This is a genomic window from Rhodoferax sp., from assembly GCF_028689295.1.
Classification (GTDB): Bacteria; Pseudomonadota; Gammaproteobacteria; order Burkholderiales; family Burkholderiaceae_C; genus Rhodoferax.
This window is the reverse complement of sequence record NZ_JAQTWL010000003.1, coordinates 60,569-85,766: the sequence shown is the minus strand read 5'-3', so window position 1 is coordinate 85,766 and position 25,198 is coordinate 60,569. Positions and strand designations below refer to the sequence as shown.

Below are 25,198 nucleotides of genomic sequence, written 5' to 3'. Positions count from 1 at the left end.
TTCGATAAAAGTTGTTCAAGCAGAATTATGACCCGACCCTCCCTGGCCACCCACTCCCGCTTTGCCCAACGCGTGCGCCGCCGTTACGAGGCCGAACTGCCCCTGTTGGCGAGCGGCGTGCCCGGCCCGGCGCAGTTGCAGGCCACCTTCGAAGCCCTGCTGGCCCACGGGCAAAACATGGCCAATGCGCTGCGCATCACGCGCCAGCTGGTCATCGAGCGCCTGCTGTGCCTGGACTGCGAACAGCAGTTGCCGCTGGCGCAGGTGACCCGGGCCATGACCGACCTGGCCGAGTTCACCCTCAACCACGCCCTGACCCAGGCACAGGCCGAACTCGACAAAACGCACGGCGCCCCCATGACGGCGCAAGGGCAGCGGGCGCAACTGTGGATTGTGGGCATGGGCAAGCTCGGCGCCCGCGAACTCAACGTGTCCAGCGACATCGACCTGATCTATGTCTATGACGAAGACGGCGAGACAGCGGGTGATGCCCAGGGGCGCGGCTGCATCACCAACCATGAATACTTCGGCAAGGTGGTGCGCGCCGTTTACGCGCTGGTGGGCGACACCACCGAGCACGGTTTTGTGTTCCGCGTCGATCTGGCCCTGCGCCCCAACGGTAATTCGGGACCGGCGGCGGTGTCGCTCGACGCGCTGGAGGAATACCTGCATGTGCAGGGCCGCGAGTGGGAGCGCTTTGCCTGGCTCAAGAGCCGGGTTGTGGCGCCGTTCGGCAGCGTCAGCAGCGGCGCCACCCATGCGCTGCGCAAGATCGTCATGCCCTTTGTCTTTCGGCGCTACCTTGACTACAGCGTGTTCGATGCCCTGCGCGTGCTGCACCGGCAAATTCGCGAGCACGCAGCCAAGCGAAGTGCCGGCCACCCCGAGCGCGCCAACGACGTCAAGCTCTCACGCGGCGGCATCCGCGAGATCGAGTTCACCGTGCAACTGCTGCAGGTAGTGCGCGCCGGCCATTTCCCCGAGCTGCGCACGCGCCCCACCCTGAGCGCGCTGCCGCGCCTGGTGCGCGCCAATTTGATGTCGGCGCAGACTGCGCAGGCGCTGGCGCAGGCCTACGTCTTTTTGCGCCAGATCGAGCACCGCATCCAGTACCTGGACGACCAGCAAACCCACGTGCTGCCGACCCAGGACCATGACCTGAACTGGATCGCCCAGACCATGGGTTTTACCTCGTCTCAGACACTGCTGCGCCAGCTTGACGCCCATCGTGAGTTGGTGGCCCAGGAATTCGACAAACTGCTGGGCGGCCCCGAGCCTGAATGCAAGGGATGTCACAACGGCAAGCCCGGCAACGGCACCCAGACCATCGAAGAGCTGTTGCCGCAGCTGGGCGAAGTCTTCGGGCAGCGCCTGCAGGCCTGGTGCCGGCATCCGCGCGTGCTGGCGCTGCGCGACGAGGCCCGCGAGCGCCTGCAGCGCCTGCTGGTGCGCACCGCGCAGTGGGTGCACGAGGAGCGCGTCACCGAAGAAGCTGCGGTGCGGCTGGTGGACTGGATGGAGCCCTTGCTGCGCCGCGAAAGCTATCTCGCCCTGCTGCTGGAGCGCCCACAGGTGCACGAGCGGCTGTTGCGATTGCTGGGAGCAGCGCGCTGGCCGGCGCGCTATTTGCTGCTTCATCCTGGCGTCATCGACGAGCTGGCGAGCCCCGCCATGATGGAGGAGCGCTTTAACACCCAGGAGTTCGAGATCGAGCTGGAGCACCGCCGCTCGTCGCTGACCGGCACCGGCGAGGACGACGAAGAAACCCTGCTCAACCTGCTGCGCCGCGCCCACCACGCCGAGGTGTTTCGCACCTTGGCGCGCGACGTGGAGGGCAAGCTTACCGTGGAACAGGTGGCCGATGACCTGAGCGCGCTGGCCGATGCGGTGCTGCGCGTGACCACCCGCTGGAGCTGGAGCCGCCTTAAAAAAGCGCACCGTGAGCAGCCCCGCTTCGGCATCATCGCCTACGGCAAACTGGGCGGCAAGGAACTGGGCTACGGCAGCGATCTGGACCTGGTGTTTGTCTTCGACGACAACGACGACAACGCCCCGGAGGTCTATGCCGCGCTGGTGCGCAAGCTCATCAACTGGCTGACGGTCAAGACCGGCGAAGGTGACCTGTATGAAATCGACACCGCGCTGCGCCCCAATGGCAACGCCGGCCTGCTGATCACCAGCTTTGACGCCTACGCCAATTACCAGCAGCAACGCGGCTCCAACACCGCCTGGACCTGGGAACACCAGGCCATGACGCGGGCGAGATGCGTGCTGGGCGACGCAGCCATGCGCGCGCGCTTTGATGCGGTGCGCCAGGCCGTCATCACCGCACCGCGCGATGCGAGCGGCTTGCGCGCCGAGATTGCCGCCATGCGCTCTCGCATGGCCAGCGCGCAACCGGTCGCCAGCGACAAATTCGACATCAAGTACAGCGCAGGCGGTATGATCGACGCTGAATTCGTGATGCAGTTCCTGGTGCTATCGCAGTCTGGCGCGCACCCCGAACTGATGGCCAACGCCGGCAACATCGCGCTGCTGGAACGCGCCGAGATCCTGGGACTGCTGCCCGCGGGCGTGGGGCACCGCGCCGCCAGTGCCTACCGTGCCATGCGCCAGGTGCAGCACCATGCCCGACTCAATGAAACATCAACCCAACTTGCAGCGCAAGACATGCAAGCCGAACGCGATGCCATCCTGGCGCTTTGGCACACGGTTTTCAGCGATTTCCCCTCACACGACCAGACCTGATCCACATGCAAAAAATGCCCCTGATCGCGCTCGTCGCCGCCACCGTCCTGCTGAGCGCCTGCAGCGACCGCATCAAAGACACCCATCCGCAACAACTGGTCAGCAAGCGCCAGGCCGTTTTCAAGAAATTCACCAAGGCGCTGGAACCCATGGGCTTGGTGGCGCGCGACCGGCAGGACTACGTCAAGGCCAGCTTTGTCGCTAGCGCTCAGGCGTTGCAAGAGCTCGCAAGCCAGCCCTGGCCCTATTTCACGGCCGATGGCAATTACCCGCCGACGCGTGCCAAGCCCGAAGTCTGGAGCCAGGCCGGTGAATTCAAGCTGGCCCAAGACAAATTCCTTGCCGCCACCGACGCCTTGGTGCAAGTGGCCGGCAGCGCCGATGTGGCCGCCATTCGCACCAGCGTCGAGGCTGTGCAGACAAGCTGCAAAAGCTGCCACGACCAGTTTCGATTTGACCGACAGTAAGCCGGACGCCAGCCAACAGACGGGCGCCGTTTGCTCAGGTGTTTCGGATTTTCTGCACCAGCGCCGTGGTGGAATAGCCCTTGACAAAGGGCAGCGCCAGCGCTTTGCCACCCCAGGATTGCACCAGCTTTGACTCGGGCAAGCGCGCCATGTCGTAGTCGCCGCCCTTGACCAGAATGTCGGGACGCACCTGGGCGATCAATTCAAGCGGCGTGTCCTCATCGAACCAGGTCACCATACTGCTGCTGACCAGCGCCGCCATCACATAGGCGCGGTCCATTTCGTTGTTCAGCGGCCGATCCGGCCCCTTACCCAGTCGCCGCGCCGAGGCGTCGGTGTTGAGCGCGACCACCAGACTGGCGCCCAGTGCACGGGCTTGCGCCAGATACACCACATGACCGCAGTGCAGCACGTCGAAAACGCCATTGGTGAAAACCAGCGGGTGCGGCAAAAGGGCCAACCGCCGCCGCAACTCGTGCGGATAACAGAGTTTGGCCGTCAGCTCGGGGGCAGCACCGGCAGCATCCAGGTCAGTTGCAGATGTGTATTCAGGCATCCCCGGATGCTAGCAGGCATTTTTGAACCCACCGACCCGGGCGAAGGGTCTGGGGCCTAGCCTGGCTGCGCCTGGCGGCCCGCCGCAGGCTGTGGCGCCCACCAGGACTGCACATTCAGGAATCTGGTGTGACATCCGGTACAACGATATTGCCCATTGGGCAGCAGTGCGCCGTTGGGCGCACGTTCAATCACCGGCTGGTAGCAGGTAGAGCCGCACTGGCGACACTGGTAAGCCGTCTTGAAATTGGTTTTGATGCGTGTTGCCATGGTGGTCAAACTGTAACGCCAGACCACGGGCTCAAGGCCGTCGAAAATGTAAACCGATGTAAGCCGCGTGACCAATCGCCTCAGCGCCACCACTTGCGCCCGGACCGATGGTTCAGACCGGCTGCGTATCGACAAAACTGGCGCGCTGCATCAGCTTGTCCTGCAGCCTGACCAGATTGGGATATTGCTCGCGCCAGGGCAACTCGGGAAAGCGGAAGTCAAGGTAGCCCAGCGCCACGCCCACGGCGACATCGGCCAGGCTCAAATGGATGCCCACGCAAAAGGGCTTGTCGCCCAAATCCCTGCTGATAGCCTGCAAGGTGGTATCGACTTTGCCAAGCTGCCGGTCAATCCATGACTGGCAGCGCTGGGCGTCAGTGCGACCGCCCCAAGTGGCTTCGAGCCGCGCCAGAATGGCTGCATCCAGGATGCCATCGGCCAGGGCCTCCCAGGTCTTGACCTCGGCGCGCTCGCGCCCCACCGCAGGAATGAGCTTGCCCACCGGCGACAGGGTGTCAAGGTATTCCACGATAACGCGCGAGTCATGGATCACGTCGCCAGCTTCCATCACCAGGCAGGGCACTTTGCCAAGCGGGCTGGTGGCAGCGATGCTGGTATTGGCCGACCACACGTTTTCCAGCACATAGTCGTAGTCCAGTTTTTTCTCGGACATGACGATGCGTACTTTGCGCACATAGGGGCTGGTGTTGGATCCGATCAGTTTCATGGGCATGTGACAGAGGTGGAATAAAAATGTTGTTGGCTGATTCTATACATGCCGATTGAATGATGCGAACCCATCCAGCACCAAGCACAAGCCGGGCCGGGGCAAGCCGGACAACTGACGCCTTGCTTGCAAATTGAAGTTTTTGATCCTCCTACAATCCCGCGCATGACTACTTCCGCCATTTCTGCCCTCTCGCCGCTGGACGGCCGCTACGCAGCCAAACTCGCCAAATTGCGCCCCGCCATGAGCGAACAGGGCTACATGCACCGAAGGGTGCAGGTCGAAGTGGCCTGGTTCATTGCCTTGAGCGACTGCGGCTTCAAGGAATTCAAACCGTTGTCGCCGGGCGCGCGAACCTACCTGCTGGGCCTGGCGAAAAACTTCTCGGAAGTTGACGGCAAGGCCATCAAGACCATCGAAAAAACCACCAACCACGATGTCAAGGCGGTCGAGTACTGGATCAAGTCCAAATTCGAAGGTCGGCCCGAACTGGTGGCGGCGCAGGAATTCGTGCACTTTGCCTGCACCAGCGAAGACATCAACAACACCAGCCAGGCGCTGCAACTCAAAAGCGGCCGCGACCAGGTGCTGCTGCCCAAACTTGACGAAGTGATCGACAAGCTGCGCACCATGGCGCACGCCTTTGCTGAAGTGTCGATGCTCAGCCGCACCCATGGCCAGACCGCCAGCCCGACCACGGTAGGCAAGGAAATTGCCAATGTGGTGGTGCGCCTGGTGGCGGCGCGCGACAAGATTGCCTGCGTCAAATTGATGGGCAAGATGAACGGTGCGGTGGGCAACTTCAACGCCCACCTGTCGGCCTGGCCGGACTTCGACTGGGAAGACTTCAGCCGCAAGGTGATCGAGACCCCCGAGCCGCTGGGTCTGGGCCTGACGTTTCAGCCCTACAGCATCCAGATTGAGCCGCACGACTACATGGCCGAGCTGTTTGACGCGGTGGCGCGCGCCAACACCATCCTGATCGACTGGTCGCGTGATGTCTGGGGTTATGTCTCTTTGGGCTACTTCAAGCAGCGTCTGCGCGACGGCGAGGTCGGCTCCAGCACCATGCCGCACAAGGTCAACCCGATCGACTTCGAGAACGCCGAGGGCAACCTCGGGCTGGCCAATGCGCTGCTGCGGCACATGTCGGAAAAGCTGCCGATTTCGCGCTGGCAGCGCGACCTGACCGACAGCACCGTGCTGCGCAACATGGGCGTTGCGCTGGGCTATGCCGTGCTGGCCTACCAGTCGATGGCGGCCGGTCTGGGCAAACTCGAGATCAACGAAACCGCGATCGCCTCCGACCTCGACAGTTCCTGGGAGGTGCTGGCCGAGCCGATTCAAACCGTGATGCGCCGCTTTGGCCTGCCGCAGCCCTACGAGCAACTCAAGAAGTTCACCCGCGGCGAAGCCATGACGCGTGAACTGATGCAGGGCTTCATTGCCGGCCTGGACCTGCCAGAGGCCGAAAAAGGGCGCCTGCTGGCCATGACCCCGGCCAGCTACGTCGGTAAGGCGGCCGAACTGGCGCGCCGGGTCTGATATGACCCCCACGCTCGGCACTTTGCGTCCTCGCTGCCCCCCAAGGGGGCTGGTCCGGCTTGGGGCGGCCCGGCGCCGGACCACGCTCACGTTTGGCCTGGTCTGATGGCCACCAAATCCACCATCTTCAAGGCCAGCCTGCAAATTGCGGACATTGACCACAGCTACTACGCCGACCATGCGCTGACGCTGGCGCGCCACCCCAGCGAAACCGACGAGCGCATGATGGTGCGGCTGTGCGCGCTGGCCTTGCAGGCGCACCAGTTGCAAAGTGTCTGTGGTGGCGATGGCGTGCTGGCCTTTGGCGCGGGCTTAAGCGACCCCGACGAGCCCGATGTCTGGCTGCGCGACTTCACCGGCCAAACGCGACTGTGGATCGAGGTGGGGCAACCCGAGGACAAGCCACTGCTGAAAGCCTGCGGCAAGGCCGATGCCGTGGTGCTGTACTGTTTTAGCCAGGCTGCCGAGGTCTGGTGGCGCGGCATGGAGAGCAAGCTGGCTCGCCCCAGGAACCTGCGCGTCTGGCGCATTCCCACGGCCGCCGCCCAGGCGCTGATTCCGATGGCACAGCGCAGCATGGCGCTGCAGGCCACCATCCAGGAAGGCGTGCTGATGCTCGGTGACGGCACCCACAACGTCGATATTGAACCGATAAGCTGGAAGTAGTTGACGGGCGTCAACTTCGTGAAATATCACGGGGATACCATTCTCCTGTTTCTTTCACTACTTACTCAATCATCATGTCCGCACGTCTTTCCAACAAAGTTTCCATCATCACCGGTTCCGCTCAAGGCATCGGCCTGGCCACCGCGCTCAAATTCGCTCAGGAAGGCGCCATCGTCATCGTCTGCGACGTCAAACAGGCCGGTGTCGATGAAGCGGTGGCCCAGTGCCGCGCCCTGGGTGCCACGGCTGAAGGTTTTGTCATGGACGTGACCCAGCGCGCCATGGTCGATGCCGTGGTGGCCCAGGTCAAGGCCAAGTTCGGCCGTATCGACGTGCTGGTCAACAACGCCGGCATCACCCAGGATGCGCGCCTGCAAAAAATGACCGCCGAACAATTTGACAAGGTCATCGACGTCAACCTGCGCGGCGTGTTCCACTGCTCGCAAGCGGTGGCCGACGGCATGGTGGCCCAAGGCAGCGGTGTGATCCTGAACGCCAGCTCGGTGGTCGGCCTGTATGGCAACTTTGGCCAGACCAACTACGCCGCCACCAAGTTCGGCGTGATCGGCTTCACCAAGACATGGAGCCGCGAGCTCGGCCCCAAGGGCGTGCGCACCAACGCCGTGGCCCCCGGCTTCATCACAACCCCGATGGTGGCTGCCATGCCCGCTGAAGTGCTGGCAAAAATGGGCGAAAAAGTCGCCCTGCGCCGCCTGGGCAAGCCCGAGGAAATTGCCAACGTCTATGCCTTTTTGGCCAGCGACGAGGCCAGCTACATCAACGGCGAAGTGATCGAAGTCTCGGGCGGCATTTCACTCTGAACATGGCGGGTCAGACCACTCGCAAAGCGACGTGCTCTGACACCAACTAAGCCTGAGACTTTGCGGGTCAGACCACTCGGAAAGCGACGTGCTCTGACCCCAACTGATCAGGATTGTCCCTACCCGCCGGGCGTCGCTTGTCTTTCGGCAGCGCGCTCGGCGTATTTATTGAAACGCCAGGCCGTGCCTTCCTGGGTGATGCGGCGCCAAGTGGCGCGTTTTTGCACCGGCTGCATCTCGGTCCAGAACTGCACCTCGGCAAAGCTGCGGCCACAGCCCTTGCACACGTCGTCGCCTTGGCTGGTCGAGCAAATCGCTATGCAGGGTGTGTCGGGCGTGCTCTCGAACCAGGTCTGCCAGGCCTGCATGGCGACTTCGGGCAGGGTGACCGGGTCAATTTCATGGCGACGCTCAAAGGCCATCACCGCATACACTTCAGCCAGCGCACGTGTGGGTGCGGGCAGCGCTGCTCCCTCGCGGCAGGGTAGCTTGTCGCGCCAGAAGTTGATGGCCGCTTCAATGTCGGAGATGTGGATGCCGGTCATAGGGCGCGCATCATAGCCCTGCCGCCGCATTAACCCCACCACTTGTAGGAAAAATTCCGGTTTGCAGATAATGCGCCTCTGAAGGGGAGTAGTTCCCACCAGGGTGAATCGTCAATACGGAGGCTGTCTTGCTGACAGCAACCCGGTTCACCCGATGTGCCAGCCCGTCCGGGATCAGCACATTGAGCAAGACCTTCGCCGTGCACGGGTGCCTGTGCAGCGCGCGAAGGAGGCCTCGAAACCATCCTGAATGCGTTGTGGTGTCCGGTGCAAATTTCAAATTCATTTAAGGGTTTGCCATGGAACTATTTTCTACCGCCTGGTGGTCTGCGCTACTGGCCATTTTGCTCATTGACCTGGTGCTGGCCGGCGACAACGCCATCGTGATCGCGCTGGCGGCGCGCAATTTGCCGGCCCACCTCAAAACCAGAGCCATTATGTGGGGCACGGTGGGCGCGATCGTGGTGCGCTCGATCATGACCATCGGCGTGGTCTGGCTGCTGCAGATTCCGGGGCTGATGCTGGTCGGCGGCCTGGGGCTGGTGTGGATTGCCTACAAACTGCTGGCCGATGACGACGGCGGCGAACACAGCAACCCCATGGCCAGCACTTTCTGGGGCGCCATGAAAACCATCGTGGTGGCCGACGCGCTGATGGGGGTCGATAACGTGCTGGGAGTGGCCGGCGCCGCGCATGGCGCGTTCGACCTGGTCATCATCGGCTTGCTGATCAGCGTGCCGATTGTGGTGTTTGGCAGCTCGGTGGTGCTGAAACTGGTGGAGCGCTTCCCCGTCATCATCCAGGCCGGCGCGGCGGTGCTGGCCCTGACGGCCGCCAAGATGATCGTGTCCGAGCCACTGCTCGCTGAGCTGTTCGATGGCGACGAATCGCCTGCTGAAACCATGCAAACGGCGGTGCGCTGGGCGATCTATGCGGCGGTCATCATCGGCGTGCTGGCAGCCGGCTGGTGGCGCAAGCGCCAGCTCAGCGCCAACGCCCCGGTTTGAGCCGCAACGTGCTAAGCTGCACGCCATGAAACTGATCCTGAAATGGCTGCTCTGTGCAGCCGCCCTGTTGTGCGTGGCCTACCTTTACAGCGGCGTCGTGGTGAGCAGCCTGGGGGCGGCGCTGATCGCCGCCTTTGTCATCGGCCTCTTCAACATGGTGCTGCGCCCGGTGCTGGTGGTGCTGACCCTGCCCGTCACGCTGGTCACGCTGGGCTTGTTTTTGTTTGTCATCAACGCCCTGATGTTCTGGTCTGCCGCAGGCATCCTCGAAGGCTTCTATGTGCGCGACTTTTTCGCCGCGCTCTGGGGCTCGCTGATCTACTCTGCCCTGGGGCTGGTCATCGATTCAGTTGTCGAGCGCCTGTTCCTTAAATAAGGCCTCGATCTGGCGGCGCCGCGTGTCGATGATCGACGCGTCGATGTGATCCGCCGATGAATTTGCCACCCCCGTGGCACGCAGCCGATCCTGTGCAGATTTGAGCCGGTCCAGCGCCCCCGCGTAATCCAGTTGCGCGATTCGCGCCTCGGCTTCGGCGCGCAAGGCCCGCAGGCGGTGGTTTTGTGCGGCGTAAATGCTCGCCAGCCACTGCCAGGCCAGGGTATCCTGCGGCTGCTTGACCAGCCACACTTGCAGGTTTTGCGCCGCGCTGTCCATCACGCCGTCTTGTCCGGCCTGCATGGCAATTTGGGCCTGCAACAGCAAATCCGGGCGGCGCAGCGCTGTCACAGCCTCGGGCCTGACCAGGTCCAACCCCACGTTGCTGGCCAGTGCCAGCACCTGGGGTCGTGATCGGTCGCGTGCCGCCAGTTCGATTTCCACCCCAAGCCAGCGCGCTTGCCGGGCAGCCTCGGCGTCATCCGCAACCATTTTTTGGAGCCGCACAAACTGTTTGCGCGCCTGTGCCGCATCACGCAATCGGCTGGCCGCCATGGCCGCGCCATAGAGCGCGCCCGCCTGCTGCGCCGCGGTCGGTGCGCTCGCCAGTGCGTCGGCCTGCGCCTGCCAGCCGCGCAGCGCGTCGGCACCCGGGTTGGCCAGCACCCGGGCGCGCGCCGTCAGCATCGCGTGCGTCATGGTTGGCGCCACCTCGACGCTGTGCGGCGCGCCCAGCGGCAGGCGCGACTGCATGTCGGCGATGCGCTCGGTGGTCAGCGGGTGGCTGCGCAGATAGGGGTAGGCGCCGGTGTCATTGAGCCGGGCGGCCTGCTGCAGCTTGTCGAACATGCCGACAAAGCCCTGCGCCTCGAAACCGGCCTGCGTCATCACGCCAAAGCCGACGCGGTCGGCCTCGCGTTCCATGTCGCGCGAAAAATTGAGCTGGCTTTGCGCTGACAGCGCTTGCCCGCCGACAATCAGGGCGTTGCCGGCCTCCGGACTTTTGCTGGCCGCAAGCGCGCCCAGAATCATGGCGCCGATCATCCAGGGGGTTTGCTGTTCGTTCTTGGCGATCAGGCGCGAAATATGGCGCTGGGTGACGTGGCTCAGCTCGTGGCCCAGCACCGAGGCCAGTTCGTCGCGGCTGCTCACCACGGCCAGCAGCCCCAAGTGCACGCCAAAATAACCGCCCGGCAGGGCAAAGGCGTTGACGCTGCGGTCGCGCCCCAACACAATTCGCCAGGCAAAACGCTCGTCGAGCTCTGGCGTCAGATCACCACGCGCACGGGCGGCGGCCAGCAGCGGCAGCCAGATGCCCTGCACATAGTCGGAGAGCACCGGGTCGTCGATAAAATCAGGATCTCGGTACAGTTCACGGACGATGCGGTCGCCCAGTCGGCGCTCGGCGCTGGCGCTCATGGCGCTGCCATCACCGAGCAGGGGCAGCGTGCTGGCCAAGCTGCCTTGCGCCTGCAACGAGACCGGCATGGCCAGCCCGATGGCGGCCAGAAAAAGCGTTGCGCGCCCTGCTGCGATCAGGCCCGCCCTCAGCTTGGGTTTGAATGGATCCATCAACATGAGCGGTAAATTTTGTGCACCTACAAAAGAATAAATCAGACGACCACCGTATGATGCCAGCTGTGTGTAAAGGTTCGGTGAAGCCGACGCGCTGACTTTAGTTCACCACCCACCCTTAATTTTTTGTCATGAGCACCCTCACCCATTTTGACGAACAGGGCCAGGCCCATATGGTCGATGTGGCGGCCAAAGCGGCCAGCCATCGCATTGGCATCGCCGGCGGGCGCATCGAGATGCAGCCCGCCACGCTGGCCATTATCGAAGCCGGCAGCGCCAAAAAAGGTGATGTGCTGGGCATTGCCCGCGTGGCCGGCATCATGGCGGCCAAGAAAACCAGCGCCCTGATTCCCCTGTGCCACCCGCTGGCGCTGACTCATGTCGCCATTGAATTCAAGGTGCTGCACGTCAGCCCGAGCCATGCCGCCAGCATCCTGTGCCAGGCTACTGTCGAAACGGTGGGACCCACCGGGGTGGAAATGGAAGCGCTCACCGCGGTGTCGGTCGCGCTGCTCACCATTTACGACATGTGCAAGGCGGTGGACCGCGGCATGGTGATGACCGATATCACGCTGCTGGAGAAGCATGGCGGCAAATCGGGCAGTTTTATCAATCCGAACACAACACCCCATGGCAATGCTTGATCGTGCCATTTGGCCTGCGCGCCTGAGCACCTTTGCATTGGCTGCTCTGGCCGCAGCCAGCGTCGTCTATTGGGGTCTGCGCTGGTCCGAGCCGCTCACTGCGCCGCCTTCCAGCGGCGTCAGGTCCGAGCCACGCCCCATCGACACGGCCCGGGTGGCCCTGTTGCTGGGCGCCAGCGCCTCGCCCGCCGACGCAGGTGCTGCGGCACCGACGGTCAATGCCGCTGCCAATTACAAGCTTGAAGGCGTCATTGCCCAGGGTCGCAGCAGCGGGCGTGGCAGCGCCCTGATCGCCATCGGCGGCGAAAAAGCCAAACCCTACAGAGTGGGCGACCACTTGAGTGACGATCTGCTGCTGCAGTCGGTCTCGGCACGGGGTGCCGCCCTGGCGCCCGGCATGGCGGCGCCGGCATCGATCCAGCTCGAATTACCGCCGCTCGACGGCCTCAAACCCTAGCACCATGACCGCATCCCGTCGTTACCAATTCCAGGTTCAAGTTCAACCGCGCTATCTGGCTGACCAGTCGGTGCCAGGGCAGGACCAGTACTTTTTTTTCCTACACCGTCACCATCCGCAACAGCGGTCAGGTGGCCGCGCAATTGATTGCCCGCACCTGGAATATCAACGATGCCCAGGGACACCACGAAAAGGTCAAGGGTCTTGGCGTGGTCGGGCACCAGCCGCTGCTGCAACCCGGCGAAGCCTTCGAGTACACCAGCGGCACGCGCCTGCGCACGCCAACCGGCACCATGCACGGCAGTTTTTTTTGCGTGGCCGAAGACGGTGAAAAGTTCGACGTGGATGTGCCCATGTTCGTGCTCGACGCCTTGAGCGAGAGCGGCGGAACCCGCACCCTGCATTGACGTCCAGCGCCCCCAAGAAAAGTGTGAGCCATGGGTGAATTCGATCTGATCGCGCGCTACTTCACGCGCCCGGTGCGCCGGGCGGCGTTGGGCGTGGGCGACGACTGCGCGCTTCTGCAACCCGCGCCCGGCACTCAACTGGCCATTTCCTGCGACATGCTGGTGCAGGACCGCCATTTTTTTGCCGACACCGACCCGTGCCAGTTGGGCCACAAGGCGCTGGCCGTCAACCTAAGCGACCTGGCGGCCTGTGGCGCCAGACCGCTGGCGTTCACGCTGGCTCTGGCGCTGCCCGAGGTCAACGAACCCTGGCTGGCGGCCTTTGCCCAGGGCCTGTTCGCCCTGGCCGACGCGCATGACTGCGAACTCATCGGCGGCGACACCACCGCCGGGCCGCTCAACATCTGCATCACGGTGTTTGGCGAAGTGCCAGTGGTCAACGGCAAGTCCCAGGCCCTGCTGCGCAGCGGCGCCAGGGCTGGTGACGACCTGTATGTGAGCGGCAAACTGGGCGATGCCCGGCTGGCATTGAACGCGATGCAGGGCAAGTTGACCGTTCCCGCCGCGGTACTGTCGGCCGCACGCGAGCGGCTGCAGAGCCCAAAGCCGCGCGTGGCGCTGGGCCTGGCCTTGCGCGGCATCGCCAGCGCGGCGATTGACGTCAGCGATGGACTGATCGGCGACCTTGGTCATATCATGAAAGGCTCGGGGGTGGGCGCCACGGTGCAGGTTGATCAGGCAGTCTCCGCAGAGCCGCCAGGTGTCCATGTGTCGCTGGAGCAATGGCGCACCCTGGCGCTATGCGGCGGCGACGACTACGAGTTGCTGTTCACCGCCCCGACCCGGTTCAGAGCAGCCGTGGCTGCAGCCGCCCAAGCCAGCCAGACGCCCGTGCGCTGCATTGGCCAGATCGAAGCCGCCGCCGGGCTGCGGCTGCTGGACGCACAGGGCCGGTCGTTGCCCAACCACTACGTCTCGTTCGATCACTTCGCCTGACGCCGGTTCCCCCTGCATACGCTCGATAATCCGACCATGCTTGATCAAGAGACTGTTTTGCACCCTGGCGCAGCGGCACCAGCCCAAGCCGCCAGCGCCAGGGTAGTCCCGACGGGCAGCTTCATGATGGCGCACCCCGCTCATGTGATGGCACTGGGCTTTGGCGCCGGGCTGAGCCCGAAAGCGCCCGGCACCATGGGCACGCTGTGGGCCTGGGCGCTGTTTGCGCTGCTGCAACACCGCCTCACCGACGCGCAATGGGGCTGGCTCATCACCATCAGCGTCCTGGCGGGCTGGTGGGTCTGCACGCTCACCGCCAGGCATATGCGCGTGCTCGACCCGGGCAGCATCGTCTGGGACGAAATTGCCGCCTTCTGGCTGGTGCTGTGGCTGGTCAGCCCAACCGGCTTTTGGGGCCAGCTGGCCGCCTTTGCGCTGTTCCGCTTCTTCGATGCCGTCAAACCCGGCCCGGTGGCCTGGGCCGACCAGTTCTACCACCACGTTGACCCCGCCACCGACCCGGCAGCCTGGCGCAAGGCCGGCTGGGGCATCATGCTCGACGATCTGGTGGCCGCTTTTTGCACCCTGCTGGTGATCGCACTGTGGCGGGTCTGGTGATCCCATGGCGACCATGAACCCCTGGCGTCCAGCAACTTTGGCACCCGCAGCCGCCGCCCGGCTGGCCGATGAGTTATTGGCCAACCACTGGCTGCTTTGCACTGCCGAAAGCTGTACCGGCGGTCTGATTGCGGCGACCTGCACCGACCTGGCCGGATCCAGCCACTGGTTCGAGCGCGGCTTTGTCACTTACTCCAACGCCGCCAAAATCGAGCTGCTGGGCGTCGAAGCCCAGCTGATCGAGCAGCATGGTGCTGTCAGCGAAGCCGTGGCACGCGCCATGGCCGCCGGCGCGCTGGCGCATTCGCGCGCGCAGGTGACCATCGCCGTCACCGGCGTGGCCGGCCCCAGCGGCGGCACTGCCGAAAAACCGGTGGGCACCGTGTGGCTCGCCTGGGCCACCCCCGACAGCGTGACCAGTGAGTTGCAGCACTTTTCGGGCGACCGCGCCGACGTGCGCCAAGCCACCGCGCAACACGCGCTGAACCGCCTGACAGAACTCATCCAGAGGAAAACCCCGTCGTGAAGCTGTTGATTGTTGAAGATGACGAGATGATGGGCGCGGGTCTGCAGGCCGCCCTCAACAGCGCCGGTTTTGACGCGCAGTGGGTGACAGACGGGCAAACGGCCTATGACTTGCTTATCCATGATTTTTTCCGCGCAGCGGTGCTCGACATCACCCTGCCCGGCCTGAACGGGCTGACCCTGCTGAAGCAACTCCGGGCCAGCGGCAGCACGCTGCCGGTGTTGATGCTCACCGCACGCGACACCACCCACGACAAGGTGATGTGCTTTGACGCGGGCGCCGACGACTTTCTGGTCAAAACCACCGACGTGGAAGAGCTGGTGGCGCGCCTGCGCGCCCTGATTCGCCGGGCTGGCTTTGTGGGCCGCATCAGCGTCGGCAAGCTGACCCTGGATTCGGACACTCAGGCGGTCACGCAAGGGGGTCAATTGCTCAGCCTGTCCAACCGCGAGTTCGAACTGCTGAAGGTGCTGATGGAAGGTGCTGGGCAGGTCATTTCACGCAGCCTGCTCGAAGCGTCGGTGTTCGGCCCAAATCGCGGCAGCGACAGCAATGTGCTTGAAGTTCACATCCACAACCTGCGGCAGAAAATTGGCGAGGCCAGCATCAAAACGGTGCGCGGCGTTGGCTACACCCTGACCAAACTGTGCGCGTGAATCCGACAAAGCACATCACGCTGAGCCACCGCCTGCTGGTGGCGCTTGGCGTGGTCAGCTTCCTGTTCTGGGTGGTGATGACCAGCCTGTCCACGCGCGACAACATCGCGCAAATCGACGAGCTTTACGATGTGCACCTGGCCTACACCGCCCAGGCCTTTTTGCACATGATGGACCCCGACCACGGCGAAAAGCAGACCTTGCCCAAAATCCTGGCGTCGGAGACTATTGCCGAACTCTTGAACGCCTGGCCGGAATTGGCGCTGCGACCAACCGCTGAGTCCCGGGCATCGAGCACGGCTGAGCCCCCAGCGAGTTCTGCGCCTGGGGCCTTGAACGCCAAGACGACGCCCTACAGCCGCGGCCTGCGCTTCCAGTTATGGCGCCATGACAGCGAGCTGCTGTTTCGCTCCGACAACGCGCCGTCCGTCGTCATGGCCGAGTCACTGGGCTTGTCGGATACCGTCGATGCGCAAGGCAACGGCTGGCGCAATTACAAGGTGTATGACATCAACCACAGTGTGCACATGATCGTCTCTGAGCCCGATTCCTTTCGCGCCCAGCTGGCGCGCAGCATGGTCATCGCGGCGGCGACGCCTTTGGTGCTGGGGCTGCCGGTATTGCTGTTGTTGCTGTGGTTTTCCATCAAAAGAGGCCTTTATCCGCTGGCCTCCCTGAGCCAGGAAATCAGCAAAAGACAACCTGACAACCTGACGCCGATCGATGCAAAAAGCGTCCCTGACGAGGTGCAACCCATCGTCACCGCACTGAACGACCTGCTCACCCGCATGGCGCAAACCCTGGCCAACGAGCGCCGCTTCACCGACGATGCTGCCCACCAGCTACGCACGCCGCTGGCGGCCCTGCAGACCCAGCTCTACACCGCGCGCCATACCCAGGCAGAGGCGCCGCATCAGCTCGCCCTGGAACAGATGCAGCACAGTGTGGAGCGCGGCATCCGCCTGGTCAACCAGTTGCTGACGCTGGCGCGGCTCGACCCCAAGCAGGTCCGGCCAGAATTCACCAGTGTCCACCTCAATCAGATTGCCGAGACCATTTGCGCCGAATTGGCCCCGCTGGCGCTGCAGCGCGAGCAGAGTCTGGAATTAAATGCCGAGCCTGACTTGCCGCCACTGACCGGCAACGCCGACCTGTTGGCCATGCTGCTCTCCAATCTGGTGGACAACGCCATCCACTACACGCAGCGCGGTGGCAACATCATCATCAGCCTCGCGTCCGATGACGGCGGGGTGCAACTTGCGGTCAGTGACGATGGCCCGGGCATTGCGCCCGACCAGCGCAAACGTGTTTTTGAGCGCTTTTACCGCATCGCCCAACAAAACCAGCCCGGCACCGGCCTGGGGCTGGCCATCTGCAAGCGGGTGGCTGACCTGCACCTGGCCACCCTGACGCTGTCGGATGGCCTGCACGGCCGCGGGCTCACGGTGCGCCTGCACTTTGCCACTTAAGCATGGATTTTTCCAGTGGTTTTGCCACCGGGCTGGCACTGATCGTGGCCATTGGCTCGCAAAACGCCTATGTGTTGCGCCAGGGCATTTTGCGCCAGCATGTACTGCCCCTGGTGCTGTTTTGTGCGCTGTCCGACGCGCTGCTGATCCTGGCGGGCATTGGCGGGGCGGGCGTGCTGATTCGCGGCAACGACGTGCTGATGACACTCACGCGCTACGGCGGTGCCCTGTTTTTGGCCGCATATGGTGTGCTGGCTGCACGGCGCGCCTGGCAAGGCAAGCACATGCTGCTGCACGCTGGCGCTGGTGTCACCCTGGCCAGCGCACTGGCCGCGTGCTTTGCCTTTACCTTTCTGAATCCGCATGTGTACCTCGACACCGTGGTGCTGCTGGGCAGCCTGGCCAACCAGCGCCCCGACCCCGGCCGCTGGATCTTTGGCGCCGGTGCTGTCAGCGCCAGCCTGTGCTGGTTTGCCGCTTTAGGCTTTGGCGCGCGCTATCTGTCACCGCTGTTTGCCACCGTGCTGGCCTGGCGCGTGCTCGACGGCCTGATTGCGCTGACCATGGGCGCGCTGGCGGCGATGCTGCTGGCGGGATGACGTTACAGTCATGCCTGAGGCACCGAGCGGTGCAAAAAAGAATAGGGTCACTGGAGCTTTGCCATGAACTGGTTTGAAAATTTTGAAACGCGCCATTTCGAGGTCAACGGCGCGCGCATTTTTGCCCGGGTCTCGCGCGGCGCCCACGGCTCCCGCCCGGCGCTGTTGCTGTTGCACGGCTTTCCACAAAGCCATGTGATGTGGCACCGGGTGGCGCAACAACTGCAACAGGGCTATTACCTGGTGCTGCCAGACCTTCGCGGTTACGGCGACTCCAGCAAAGCGCCGGGCTTGCCCGACCACAGCAACTACAGCAAGCGCGCCATGGCGCAGGACATGGTGGCGGTAATGGACGCGCTGGGCGTGGATCGCTTCTTTTTATGCGGCCATGACCGGGGCGGCCGGGTGGCGCACAGGCTGGCCGTGGACCATGCCGCACGGGTAGAAAAACTCTGCGTGATCGACATTGCGCCCACCCTGGACATGTACGCTGCCACTGACTTTGCGTTTGCCAAGGCTTACTACCACTGGTTTCATCTGATCCAGCCGAAGCCCTTGCCAGAATTCATGATCGGCGGCAACCCATTGGCCTATCTGCATGCCAAACTGGGCGGTTGGGGTTCGACCGGCATGGACTACATCGAACCCGCGGCGCAGGCCGAATACGAGCGATGCTTCATCCAGAGCGAGACCATTCACGCCATGTGCGAAGACTACCGCGCCAGTGCCGACATCGACCTGGAACATGACCGCACCAGCCGCGCGCAGGGTCTAAAAATTGCCTGCGACACGCGGGTGCTTTGGGGCGCGCGCGGCGTGGTGCAGCGCCTGTTCAGGCCGCTCGATTTATGGCAAGCACAGTGCGCGGGTCAGGTCACGGGCCAGGCCATGGAAGCCGGGCATTTCATACCGGAAGAGTTGCCGCAGGAGATGGCGGCCCATTTGCGTCAATTTTTTACAGCTTGAACCGCCTGGATCGCCACGCGTCGCCCACGATGACCTGCATGGCTCAAGCGCCGCAGCATTTCTTGTATTTTTTGCCACTGCCGCAGGGGCAGGGGTCGTTGCGGCCAGGTTTGGCCCCGGCGTGCACGGTCTCCACGCGCGGACCGATGTGGCGCCAGAGTTCGCACAGGTCGTACACCGCCCACATGGCATCGGCAAAGTCGTTGAGGCGCTGCTCACTGATGGTGGGCGGCCCGTCTTCGTCAAAGGCCGCCACGCTGGGTGGATCGGTATCGTCCTCGGCCACAGCCACGATGCACTCCAGCGCGGCGTCGAGCACCTTGGCGGCCTCCCTGTCACGCGGCGGTGACCATTCTTCGGGCCAGCTTTCCACGGCATACATGAAGCCGATGGCCCAGATCTGGCCAAACGAGGGAATTGGCACGTCCCCCATCTCCATGCGCTGTTCGTCAGGCAAGGTGGCAATGGCACCGCGCATGTCCATCACCTCGGGCTGGTAGGCGCGCTCGTCTTCGAGCGATTCCACGTCGGCATTGAGGGCTGCGGCCACCTCGTTCCAGCGGCGCGTCCAGAGGTCAAAAAAGCGCTTGAACTGGGCCTCGTCGGCAAACAGCGGCGTTTCGCTATCGTCCTCCAGGTCCAGCAGCACCGAGAAATATTCGGTCGGGCTGATGACGCGGCGGCAGCACACCAGCGCCGCCATGAATCCCTCGCAAAACTCCCACTGCGGAGTTTCGTCGAAACGGCTGCGCAGGTCGTCCAGAATGGCGTCGAGCGCGTCGAAGTCGTCGGGTTGCATAAGCACCTCATCGGCAGCGACCGCATCGACAGGCGAAGTGAGTTCAGTGGTCATGGGAAATGGTTCTATGAGTGACGACGGCAGCATTTTGCCCCCTCCAAAGGGCGCTGTGACATCACGCACATCAGGCGCTTCCAAACTTGGTGTCAAAACGAATGCCAATTTTCTGCAACAGCGGGGTGGGCAGCAAACCACCGGCGCAGACGATGACGGCATCGTTGCGGTGCTGCTGCGACTGGCCTTCCATTTCGATCTCCACCGCCTTTTCTGAAATCTGCTTCACCCTGGAGTTCAGCATGACCCGCAAGCGCCCGGTTAGTTGCTGCTGCGCGAGCATCTCCCGGTTTTTTTGCTTGACACGGGAAAATGCACCACTGCGGTAAGAAAGAATGACATCGGTGTCGGCTTGCTCTGATAACGAGATCGCCGCTTCGAGGGCGCTGTCGCCGCCGCCCACCACCAGCACCGCCTGCCCCTTGAACTGTGCCGCATCCGCAAGCCTGTACATTACTTTGGGCAAATCCTCGCCCGGCACATCAAGTTTGCGCGGCGTGCCACGGCGACCCATCGACAGCAAGACGGTTCGGGTGGTATGGCTGCCTTTGGCGGTATGAACCACGAAGACGTCGCCCACTTTGTCGATCGACTCCATACGCTCGCAGAAATCGATTTGCAAGCCCGTTGTGTTGACCACGTCCAGCCAGAACGCCAGCAGTGTTTCTTTTCGAACTTCGTTGAATTTGGTTTTACCCACCAGCGCCAATTCCACCGGCGCTGTCATGGTGATTTTTTGCCGCGGGTAGTGGTAAACCGAACCCCCCAGGGAATCCTCTTGCTCAAGGATCTTGTAGCGCAGCTTGTGCTCCAGCGCAGACAGGCCGGCCGAGATGCCAGCGGGTCCGCAGCCGACAATAATCACATCGAAATCGGCGATGCCTGTGGACTTGCTCTTACGGATCGACTCAATGGCCTGGCGACCCTGTTCTGCCGCTTTGCGGATCAGGCCCATGCCGCCGAGTTCACCCGCGATATAAATGCCGGGCACATTGGTCTCGAAATCCGGGCTGATGTTGGGAATATCAACACCGCGTTTCTCTGTGCCAAAGACCAGCTTGATGGCATCCACCGGACAGGCCGCCAGGCAGGCGCCGTGGCCGATGCAGTGGGCTGCGTTGATCAACGCCATCTGACCATTGACAACGCCCAGCGCCTTCTCGGGGCAGGCTTTGGCGCAGGCACCTGATCCCATGCATCGCGATGGATCCACCACCGGATGCAGTGAAGAAGGTTCGCTCAAACCGCTGGCAATGGACTCGTGCAACTGGGCTGCCTGTGCGCCATGAATGCGCCGCTGGCGCCTGAGGTAAAGCGCCAGCACGAGGAGCAAGGGGACGAGGTATAGATAAAGATAATTCACGCAACTTGATATGACAGTCCGGCAAAATCGCCGCAATGGCTTCAAGCTTACTGCATCAGAACCTCATTGATTTCGATCTTCATGCCCTTTGCCCCCACGGCCACTGGAGCCGACAGGCCGGTCAAATCGCCTTTTTCAGGCATCGCGTGACCGCTTTTGCTGATGCGCGCGCCAATCACCACGAGACCCGCCTTGGACAAGGTCGATGCTGGCGACATGGCCATGCTGTCGTCCAGCGTAAACACAATGGGCAAGTCTTTCACCTGCCTGCGCAGCAGGGCCAGCGGCATGCGTGATCCTTCGGAGGGACGCGCAAAGACAAATACGACGTCTTCCGGATTGACCTGCTTCATGAGCGCGGGTGCCAGTACCACAGTGCCGCTCACAGTCTGCCCGGTCGATGCCGCCATCTGCGGCTTGACAACAGCTTGCGCCACGACAACACCACGGCTGTCGGGGGGGAGCCCCGCCTGCGCGCGGGCCTGCGCGTAATCGGAGCGCAAAACATTGTCATCACCACGTAAAGCAATGGCTTTTTCATAGGCAATCACTGCCTCCGGGAAACGCTTCAGGACACCATAGGTGCGTGCCAGCATGGCCCAGCCCTCGGAGTCTTTCGGCTGCTCTTTCAGCTTGGCTGCAAGCTTGTCGGTCATGGCGGCGATCTGGTCGATGTCGGCGGCGTGCGGATTGGCCGCTGGCGCGGCACCCGCTATTGGCATGCTACGCACCATGATTGGGCTGAAAGAAGCCGGGGACGCTGGCTGGGCGGAGTAACGCGTCCAGCCATAGGCTATTACGCACACCAAGACCGCCGCGGCCACCAGCAACGGCAGCACACGGCGTGCCGGGAGGATCGATTTGGGATCAGGCGAAGCCATTAGGGTAGCGGTGTTTGAAACAGAAGGATGAGGCATATGCATTGATCAAAAGTCGTACCGGAAGCCCAGGTAGTAATTCATCCGTGACGACGTGGTCGTGGCGCCAGGACCAATCATGGTCGGCGCGCTGTTGGCATTGGCGTGCTCGTAGGTCAATTCGGTTTCGAGCGACACTGTCTGACGAACCCGGTAGGCGGCGCGCGCGCCGGCGGTCCAGACATTGTTGCTTGAACCTTCGTTGCTGCTTTGGGTGTAATACTTCAGCGAGGGCTCAAGTTGCCACTTTTCACCCAGACTGGAGAGATTGTTGTAAGAAAGCAGTGTGCCGTGGTAAGTTGGACCACCCAGCAAAGAAAGGTTGAACACGTGCGTGTCACGCAAAGAGTACAAATTGGAACCGATCAACTGGACACCCGCATTCCACAGATTGCCGGTACTGGCCTGGCCATTCGGTAACAGATCAGCCACTGGCTTGATCTCTTCCACACTGGCGACTCCAAGGTCGGCCCCGACCTGCCAATTCTTCGTCAAGGACGTTGTGCCACCGATGTGCATCTGCATCTGATACGGCGTGAGCCCCTTGACTTGCTCGCGCAAGGTCTCAATGGAGGCAGTGCCGAGCAAATCCTTGATCCGCTGCGCTGGAACTGACAAGGCAGGATTCTGGAAAAACAACACATTGCCCAATGACAGAATAGGTGTGGTCCGGCGGTCAGCCATCGCATTGATCACAGTCGCTTCAGTTACCTGCCAGGTACCCTGAACCGAGGCGATATTGAGGCCATTGATGATCGTGTCATAGTCAAGCTGCGCCGACGCCGAAATACCGTCCTTGAAATAGCGCAGATCAGCCCCGATACCGCGACGATCGACCTCGCCGTCGATCATTTGCTGGATTAAAAAGGTGCTGCCGCTGAGTTCTTTGGTCAGGGCTTCTGCATCCACCGACATGCCGTAAAAGGTGCGACGCGTATCCAGCAAGGTATCTGAGGGGACACCGATCACGGCGTTCACTTTCCACTTGGGCTTGAAGACGTAGCCGGCCTGGATACCGTCAAAACGGTAGAGCACACCACCACCATTGGGCGACTGGCGGCCCAGGCGAATGCTGGTCCCGTTGAGCAATGAACGGTAGTCAAAATACAACGCAGATAAACGATTTCTACTTCTGTCCCTGATGTAGTCTGCGGCGAAGGCATCACGAAAAACAAAACGCATTTCCTTGTCGACATCCCGATAACGCCAGTTCAAGTCCACGTTTGTCTGCAATTGTTTTTGGTCGTCAGCCGACAGTGTGGAATCAGAGACCAGAATGGGCAGCCCGCCCAACACCGAGTCCTTGAACTCCTGGGTACGGATATCGGATTTGCCGCCATAGTAAAACATCGACACCGAGCCGCTGGTGCTGGCGTGCGCTTCCACCACCTTTTTGTCCTGGGTTGGCGACTTGGCAATCGTCGGCGCTGCCGCCGCCAACTGGCGCACGCGATCGCTATCACTGCCGACGGGATAGAGTTTGAGGAACAGATCAAATTCACTGGCAGCCCGGGCGCTGTCACCCATATTCAAACGCGACAAGCCGATCAGCTCTTGCGCCCGGCGCGATGATGCATTGGTTGGCAGGTTAAGGAGCTGGTTTAGCGACTCGATCGCCACGGCGTAATTGCCCCCATCAAACGCCGATTGCGCGGTGCCCAGCAGCGCCGCAGCCGAAGCCTCGACCTCGGCCGGTGCCAGCGCACCAGCTCTGTCGGCCGCCACTGGCGCACTTTCAGGCGCTTTGGCAAGGCGGGCGCGCAAGGTAGTAGCTGCAGCAGTCGCTGCCTTGACCGACGACCCCAAGCCATCCAGCACCACCTCAATGCTGCTGTTATTGCGACCAGCCCGCACCCGGAACTTGATGGGGCTGGCAAAACGTATCACCAGTTTCCGACTCGATTTAAGCTGCGCGGTATTGTCCGCATCCTCGTCTGAAATGATGACCGACGGAATACTCTCTGCACCGACCAGCCGACGCTCACTGCTGATATTGGCGATTGGATTGCGGGTTGGCAGAACAGAATAAAACACCTGCACCACATCCGAAGCACGCGCCGCAACTGACCTGGAATACTGGACCGGCGTCACCAATTTAATGTTCAGCACCGCGTTGGCGCCCTCTTGCCGGAACTCGACATCTTCCAGATATTGCGCGCTTGCAGTGGAAACAAAGCCGGCGCACAGACAGGCGGCAACAGGTAGCAAAAGATAATTATTTTTCATCATTTTTTGTGGTGGTTGGTCAATAAATTAGTGTGTGCTCATGAATCGTAAGTGCCAGCGGGGTCAGTCCCATTCGATGTAGGTGATACCTTTGCTACCTAACGGCTTGTGACAACTGGATGTAGAGCAATCAGTCTGGCCGGATTTCTCATGGGTCAGCGATTTTTTCTCCATGTCTCCAAGGTAACTGGTGCCACTTGCATGACAGGACTTGCACCAACCAGCGCCGTTGCCCATGCTGGCGTTGTGATTCATTTTTTCGGTACTCCAGGAGGCGGTACTGCTATGGCATGATTTGCAATCCATCGCAGCGCCGTTCAGCAATTGTGCCTCCGGAATATGGTTGGCGGGCTTGGCCAGCGCGCCGCCGTTGTTGCCTTGCGACACGTAAGTGCCGTTGTGGCACGACTTGCAGGTGACTGTGCTGACCACTGTGTGGTTCATGGTCACGGAAGTACTGAAACTGGCCTGCGATTTGTGGCAAGAATCGCACTTGGAGATACTGGAGTTGACCGGAATATGCGAATTTGGTTTGCCCAGGGCGGCTGTGCCGTTATGACAGGTATCACAGGTTCCGGTGCCGACTCCATTGGCAGGCGAGTGCGCAAACTGGACATTCGACCAGCTGCTGGTGGACTTGTGGCAGGTTTCGCACACGGTTACACCGCTGTGCGTTGGCGTGTTAGGTTTGGCAGTCAAGCCATAGGCTGTCGTGGCATGGCAAGTCGCGCAGCCCGTCAGCACCGAGACGTTGGCGTGGAATTTGGCTGGCGTCCAGCTGCTGTAGCTCTTGTGGCAGGTGCTGCAGTTGGCCGTGGTCGGAATATGGTTGGCGTCCTTGCCCGGCGCCGAGCCGCCAACGACGTGGCAACTGGCGCAGTTGGTGGCACTGTTGAAGACACTGTGATCGACCTTGGCGCCCGACCAGCTGCCCGTCGATTTGTGGCAGGTTTCACACACCGTGACGCCCGCATGGGTCGTGTTGTTGGGCTTGACGGTCAAACCGAAGGTGCCCGTGGCATGGCAAGTCGCGCAGCCCGTCAGCACCGAGACGTTGGCGTGGAAGCTCGCCGGCGTCCAGCTGCTGTAGCTCTTGTGGCAGGTGCTGCAGTTGGCCGTGGTCGGAATATGGTTGGCGTCCTTGCCCGGCGCCGAGCCGCCAACGACGTGGCAACTGGCGCAGTTGGTGGCACTGTTGA

At 62.2% G+C, this 25,198-nt stretch carries 26 protein-coding genes and 1 pseudogene; 17 read left to right on the top strand and 10 right to left on the bottom strand.

The window, feature by feature from the left end; genetic code table 11:
• Positions 1-27: 27 nt before the first annotated feature.
• Together glnE and PHF15_RS04380 are read left to right on the top strand one after the other, a co-directional pair.
• Positions 28-2,748: a bifunctional [glutamate--ammonia ligase]-adenylyl-L-tyrosine phosphorylase/[glutamate--ammonia-ligase] adenylyltransferase gene (glnE, locus tag PHF15_RS04385; RefSeq protein ID WP_300119248.1), complete on the top strand. Its 2,721-nt coding sequence runs from the start codon at positions 28-30 to the stop codon at positions 2,746-2,748.
• A gap of 5 nt (positions 2,749-2,753) precedes the next feature.
• Positions 2,754-3,215: a cytochrome c gene (locus PHF15_RS04380; RefSeq protein ID WP_300119247.1), complete on the top strand. Its 462-nt coding sequence runs from the start codon at positions 2,754-2,756 to the stop codon at positions 3,213-3,215.
• Between the two features lie 34 nt (positions 3,216-3,249).
• On the opposite strand, the gene PHF15_RS04375 is transcribed toward PHF15_RS04380, so the two are convergent.
• From PHF15_RS04375 to PHF15_RS04365, 3 genes are all read right to left on the bottom strand, one after another.
• Positions 3,250-3,771, bottom strand: coding sequence for an adenylyltransferase/cytidyltransferase family protein (locus tag PHF15_RS04375; RefSeq protein WP_300119246.1), 522 nt, complete (start codon positions 3,769-3,771; stop codon positions 3,250-3,252).
• 56 nt (positions 3,772-3,827) lie between these two features.
• Positions 3,828-4,040 carry a hypothetical protein gene (locus tag PHF15_RS04370; protein WP_300119245.1) on the bottom strand — a complete coding sequence of 71 codons (213 nt, stop codon included), beginning with the start codon at positions 4,038-4,040 and terminating at the stop codon, positions 3,828-3,830.
• Between the two features lie 112 nt (positions 4,041-4,152).
• Positions 4,153-4,767 (bottom strand): glutathione S-transferase N-terminal domain-containing protein, encoded by a 615-nt coding sequence (locus PHF15_RS04365; protein WP_300119244.1) that lies wholly within the window; start codon positions 4,765-4,767, stop codon positions 4,153-4,155.
• Between the two features lie 165 nt (positions 4,768-4,932).
• Here PHF15_RS04365 and purB point away from each other — a divergent pair, with 165 nt between their 5' ends.
• The 3 genes from purB (at position 4,933) to fabG (ending at position 7,799) form a co-directional block, all read left to right on the top strand.
• On the top strand, positions 4,933-6,312 hold the full coding sequence (gene purB, locus PHF15_RS04360) for an adenylosuccinate lyase (RefSeq protein ID WP_300119243.1): 1,380 nt from the start codon (positions 4,933-4,935) through the stop codon (positions 6,310-6,312).
• Between the two features lie 105 nt (positions 6,313-6,417).
• Entirely contained in the window at positions 6,418-6,978 is a 561-nt protein-coding gene (locus tag PHF15_RS04355; RefSeq protein WP_300119242.1) for a YaeQ family protein, read from the top strand.
• Between the two features lie 74 nt (positions 6,979-7,052).
• Complete coding sequence (gene fabG / locus PHF15_RS04350) at positions 7,053-7,799, top strand: 3-oxoacyl-ACP reductase FabG (RefSeq protein WP_300119241.1); 747 nt, start codon at positions 7,053-7,055, stop codon at positions 7,797-7,799.
• A 119-nt stretch (positions 7,800-7,918) separates the two neighbouring features.
• Here fabG and PHF15_RS04345 read toward each other — a convergent pair whose 3' ends face one another.
• The gene (locus PHF15_RS04345; RefSeq protein WP_300119240.1) at positions 7,919-8,344 is read right to left on the bottom strand and encodes a DUF3717 domain-containing protein; all 426 of its coding nucleotides are present in this window, start codon (positions 8,342-8,344) and stop codon (positions 7,919-7,921) included.
• Positions 8,345-8,643: 299 nt separating this feature from the next.
• Between PHF15_RS04345 and PHF15_RS04340 the strand changes: the two genes are divergently transcribed.
• Positions 8,644-9,351: a TerC family protein gene (locus tag PHF15_RS04340; RefSeq protein ID WP_300119239.1), complete on the top strand. Its 708-nt coding sequence runs from the start codon at positions 8,644-8,646 to the stop codon at positions 9,349-9,351.
• A gap of 25 nt (positions 9,352-9,376) precedes the next feature.
• Positions 9,377-9,727, top strand: a complete 351-nt coding sequence (locus PHF15_RS04335) for a phage holin family protein (protein ID WP_300119238.1) — start codon at positions 9,377-9,379, stop codon at positions 9,725-9,727.
• Here PHF15_RS04335 and PHF15_RS04330 read toward each other — a convergent pair.
• On the bottom strand, positions 9,698-11,215 hold the full coding sequence (locus PHF15_RS04330) for a M48 family metalloprotease (RefSeq protein WP_300119475.1): 1,518 nt from the start codon (positions 11,213-11,215) through the stop codon (positions 9,698-9,700). The two genes, PHF15_RS04335 and PHF15_RS04330, sit on opposite strands and share 30 nt — an antisense overlap.
• Before the next feature lie 218 nt (positions 11,216-11,433).
• On the opposite strand from PHF15_RS04330, the gene moaC reads away from it, so the two are divergent.
• The 10 genes and pseudogenes from moaC to PHF15_RS04280 all read left to right on the top strand — a co-directional run bounded on the left by moaC (position 11,434) and on the right by PHF15_RS04280 (position 18,640).
• Positions 11,434-11,946: a cyclic pyranopterin monophosphate synthase MoaC gene (gene moaC / locus PHF15_RS04325; RefSeq protein ID WP_300119237.1), complete on the top strand. Its 513-nt coding sequence runs from the start codon at positions 11,434-11,436 to the stop codon at positions 11,944-11,946.
• Complete coding sequence (locus PHF15_RS04320) at positions 11,933-12,403, top strand: type II secretion system protein N (RefSeq protein WP_300119236.1); 471 nt, start codon at positions 11,933-11,935, stop codon at positions 12,401-12,403. The genes moaC and PHF15_RS04320 overlap by 14 nt, the downstream gene beginning before the upstream one ends.
• A 4-nt stretch (positions 12,404-12,407) precedes the next feature.
• A pseudogene (gene apaG / locus PHF15_RS04315) lies at positions 12,408-12,810 on the top strand (Co2+/Mg2+ efflux protein ApaG).
• Between the two features lie 30 nt (positions 12,811-12,840).
• A complete protein-coding gene (gene thiL / locus PHF15_RS04310; RefSeq protein ID WP_300119234.1) occupies positions 12,841-13,806 on the top strand; it encodes a thiamine-phosphate kinase in 966 nt (321 codons plus the stop codon).
• A 123-nt stretch (positions 13,807-13,929) separates the two neighbouring features.
• Positions 13,930-14,424 (top strand): phosphatidylglycerophosphatase A, encoded by a 495-nt coding sequence (locus tag PHF15_RS04305; RefSeq protein ID WP_300119473.1) that lies wholly within the window; start codon positions 13,930-13,932, stop codon positions 14,422-14,424.
• 13 nt (positions 14,425-14,437) lie between these two features.
• A complete protein-coding gene (locus tag PHF15_RS04300; protein WP_300119232.1) occupies positions 14,438-14,950 on the top strand; it encodes a CinA family protein in 513 nt (170 codons plus the stop codon).
• A complete protein-coding gene (locus tag PHF15_RS04295) occupies positions 14,947-15,606 on the top strand; it encodes a response regulator transcription factor (RefSeq protein WP_300119230.1) in 660 nt (219 codons plus the stop codon). Before PHF15_RS04300 ends, PHF15_RS04295 begins: the two co-directional genes overlap by 4 nt.
• Positions 15,603-17,075, top strand: a complete 1,473-nt coding sequence (locus tag PHF15_RS04290) for an ATP-binding protein (protein ID WP_300119229.1) — start codon at positions 15,603-15,605, stop codon at positions 17,073-17,075. The genes PHF15_RS04295 and PHF15_RS04290 overlap by 4 nt, the downstream gene beginning before the upstream one ends.
• A gap of 2 nt (positions 17,076-17,077) precedes the next feature.
• The gene (locus tag PHF15_RS04285; RefSeq protein ID WP_300119228.1) at positions 17,078-17,674 is read left to right on the top strand and encodes a LysE/ArgO family amino acid transporter; all 597 of its coding nucleotides are present in this window, start codon (positions 17,078-17,080) and stop codon (positions 17,672-17,674) included.
• Positions 17,675-17,737: 63 nt separating this feature from the next.
• On the top strand, positions 17,738-18,640 hold the full coding sequence (locus PHF15_RS04280) for an alpha/beta hydrolase (protein ID WP_300119227.1): 903 nt from the start codon (positions 17,738-17,740) through the stop codon (positions 18,638-18,640).
• A gap of 43 nt (positions 18,641-18,683) precedes the next feature.
• On the opposite strand, the gene PHF15_RS04275 is transcribed toward PHF15_RS04280, so the two are convergent.
• From PHF15_RS04275 to PHF15_RS04255, 5 genes are all read right to left on the bottom strand, one after another.
• Positions 18,684-19,493, bottom strand: coding sequence for a UPF0149 family protein (locus tag PHF15_RS04275; protein WP_300119225.1), 810 nt, complete (start codon positions 19,491-19,493; stop codon positions 18,684-18,686).
• Positions 19,494-19,563: 70 nt separating this feature from the next.
• Positions 19,564-20,856, bottom strand: coding sequence for an NAD(P)-binding domain-containing protein (locus tag PHF15_RS04270; protein WP_300119224.1), 1,293 nt, complete (start codon positions 20,854-20,856; stop codon positions 19,564-19,566).
• A gap of 47 nt (positions 20,857-20,903) precedes the next feature.
• Positions 20,904-21,737 carry a hypothetical protein gene (locus PHF15_RS04265; RefSeq protein WP_300119223.1) on the bottom strand — a complete coding sequence of 278 codons (834 nt, stop codon included), beginning with the start codon at positions 21,735-21,737 and terminating at the stop codon, positions 20,904-20,906.
• A 45-nt stretch (positions 21,738-21,782) separates the two neighbouring features.
• Positions 21,783-23,999 carry a hypothetical protein gene (locus PHF15_RS04260; protein WP_300119221.1) on the bottom strand — a complete coding sequence of 739 codons (2,217 nt, stop codon included), beginning with the start codon at positions 23,997-23,999 and terminating at the stop codon, positions 21,783-21,785.
• Between the two features lie 63 nt (positions 24,000-24,062).
• Positions 24,063-25,198 (bottom strand): hypothetical protein (locus PHF15_RS04255; protein ID WP_300119219.1); only part of this gene is annotated, 1,136 nt, incomplete at its 5' end.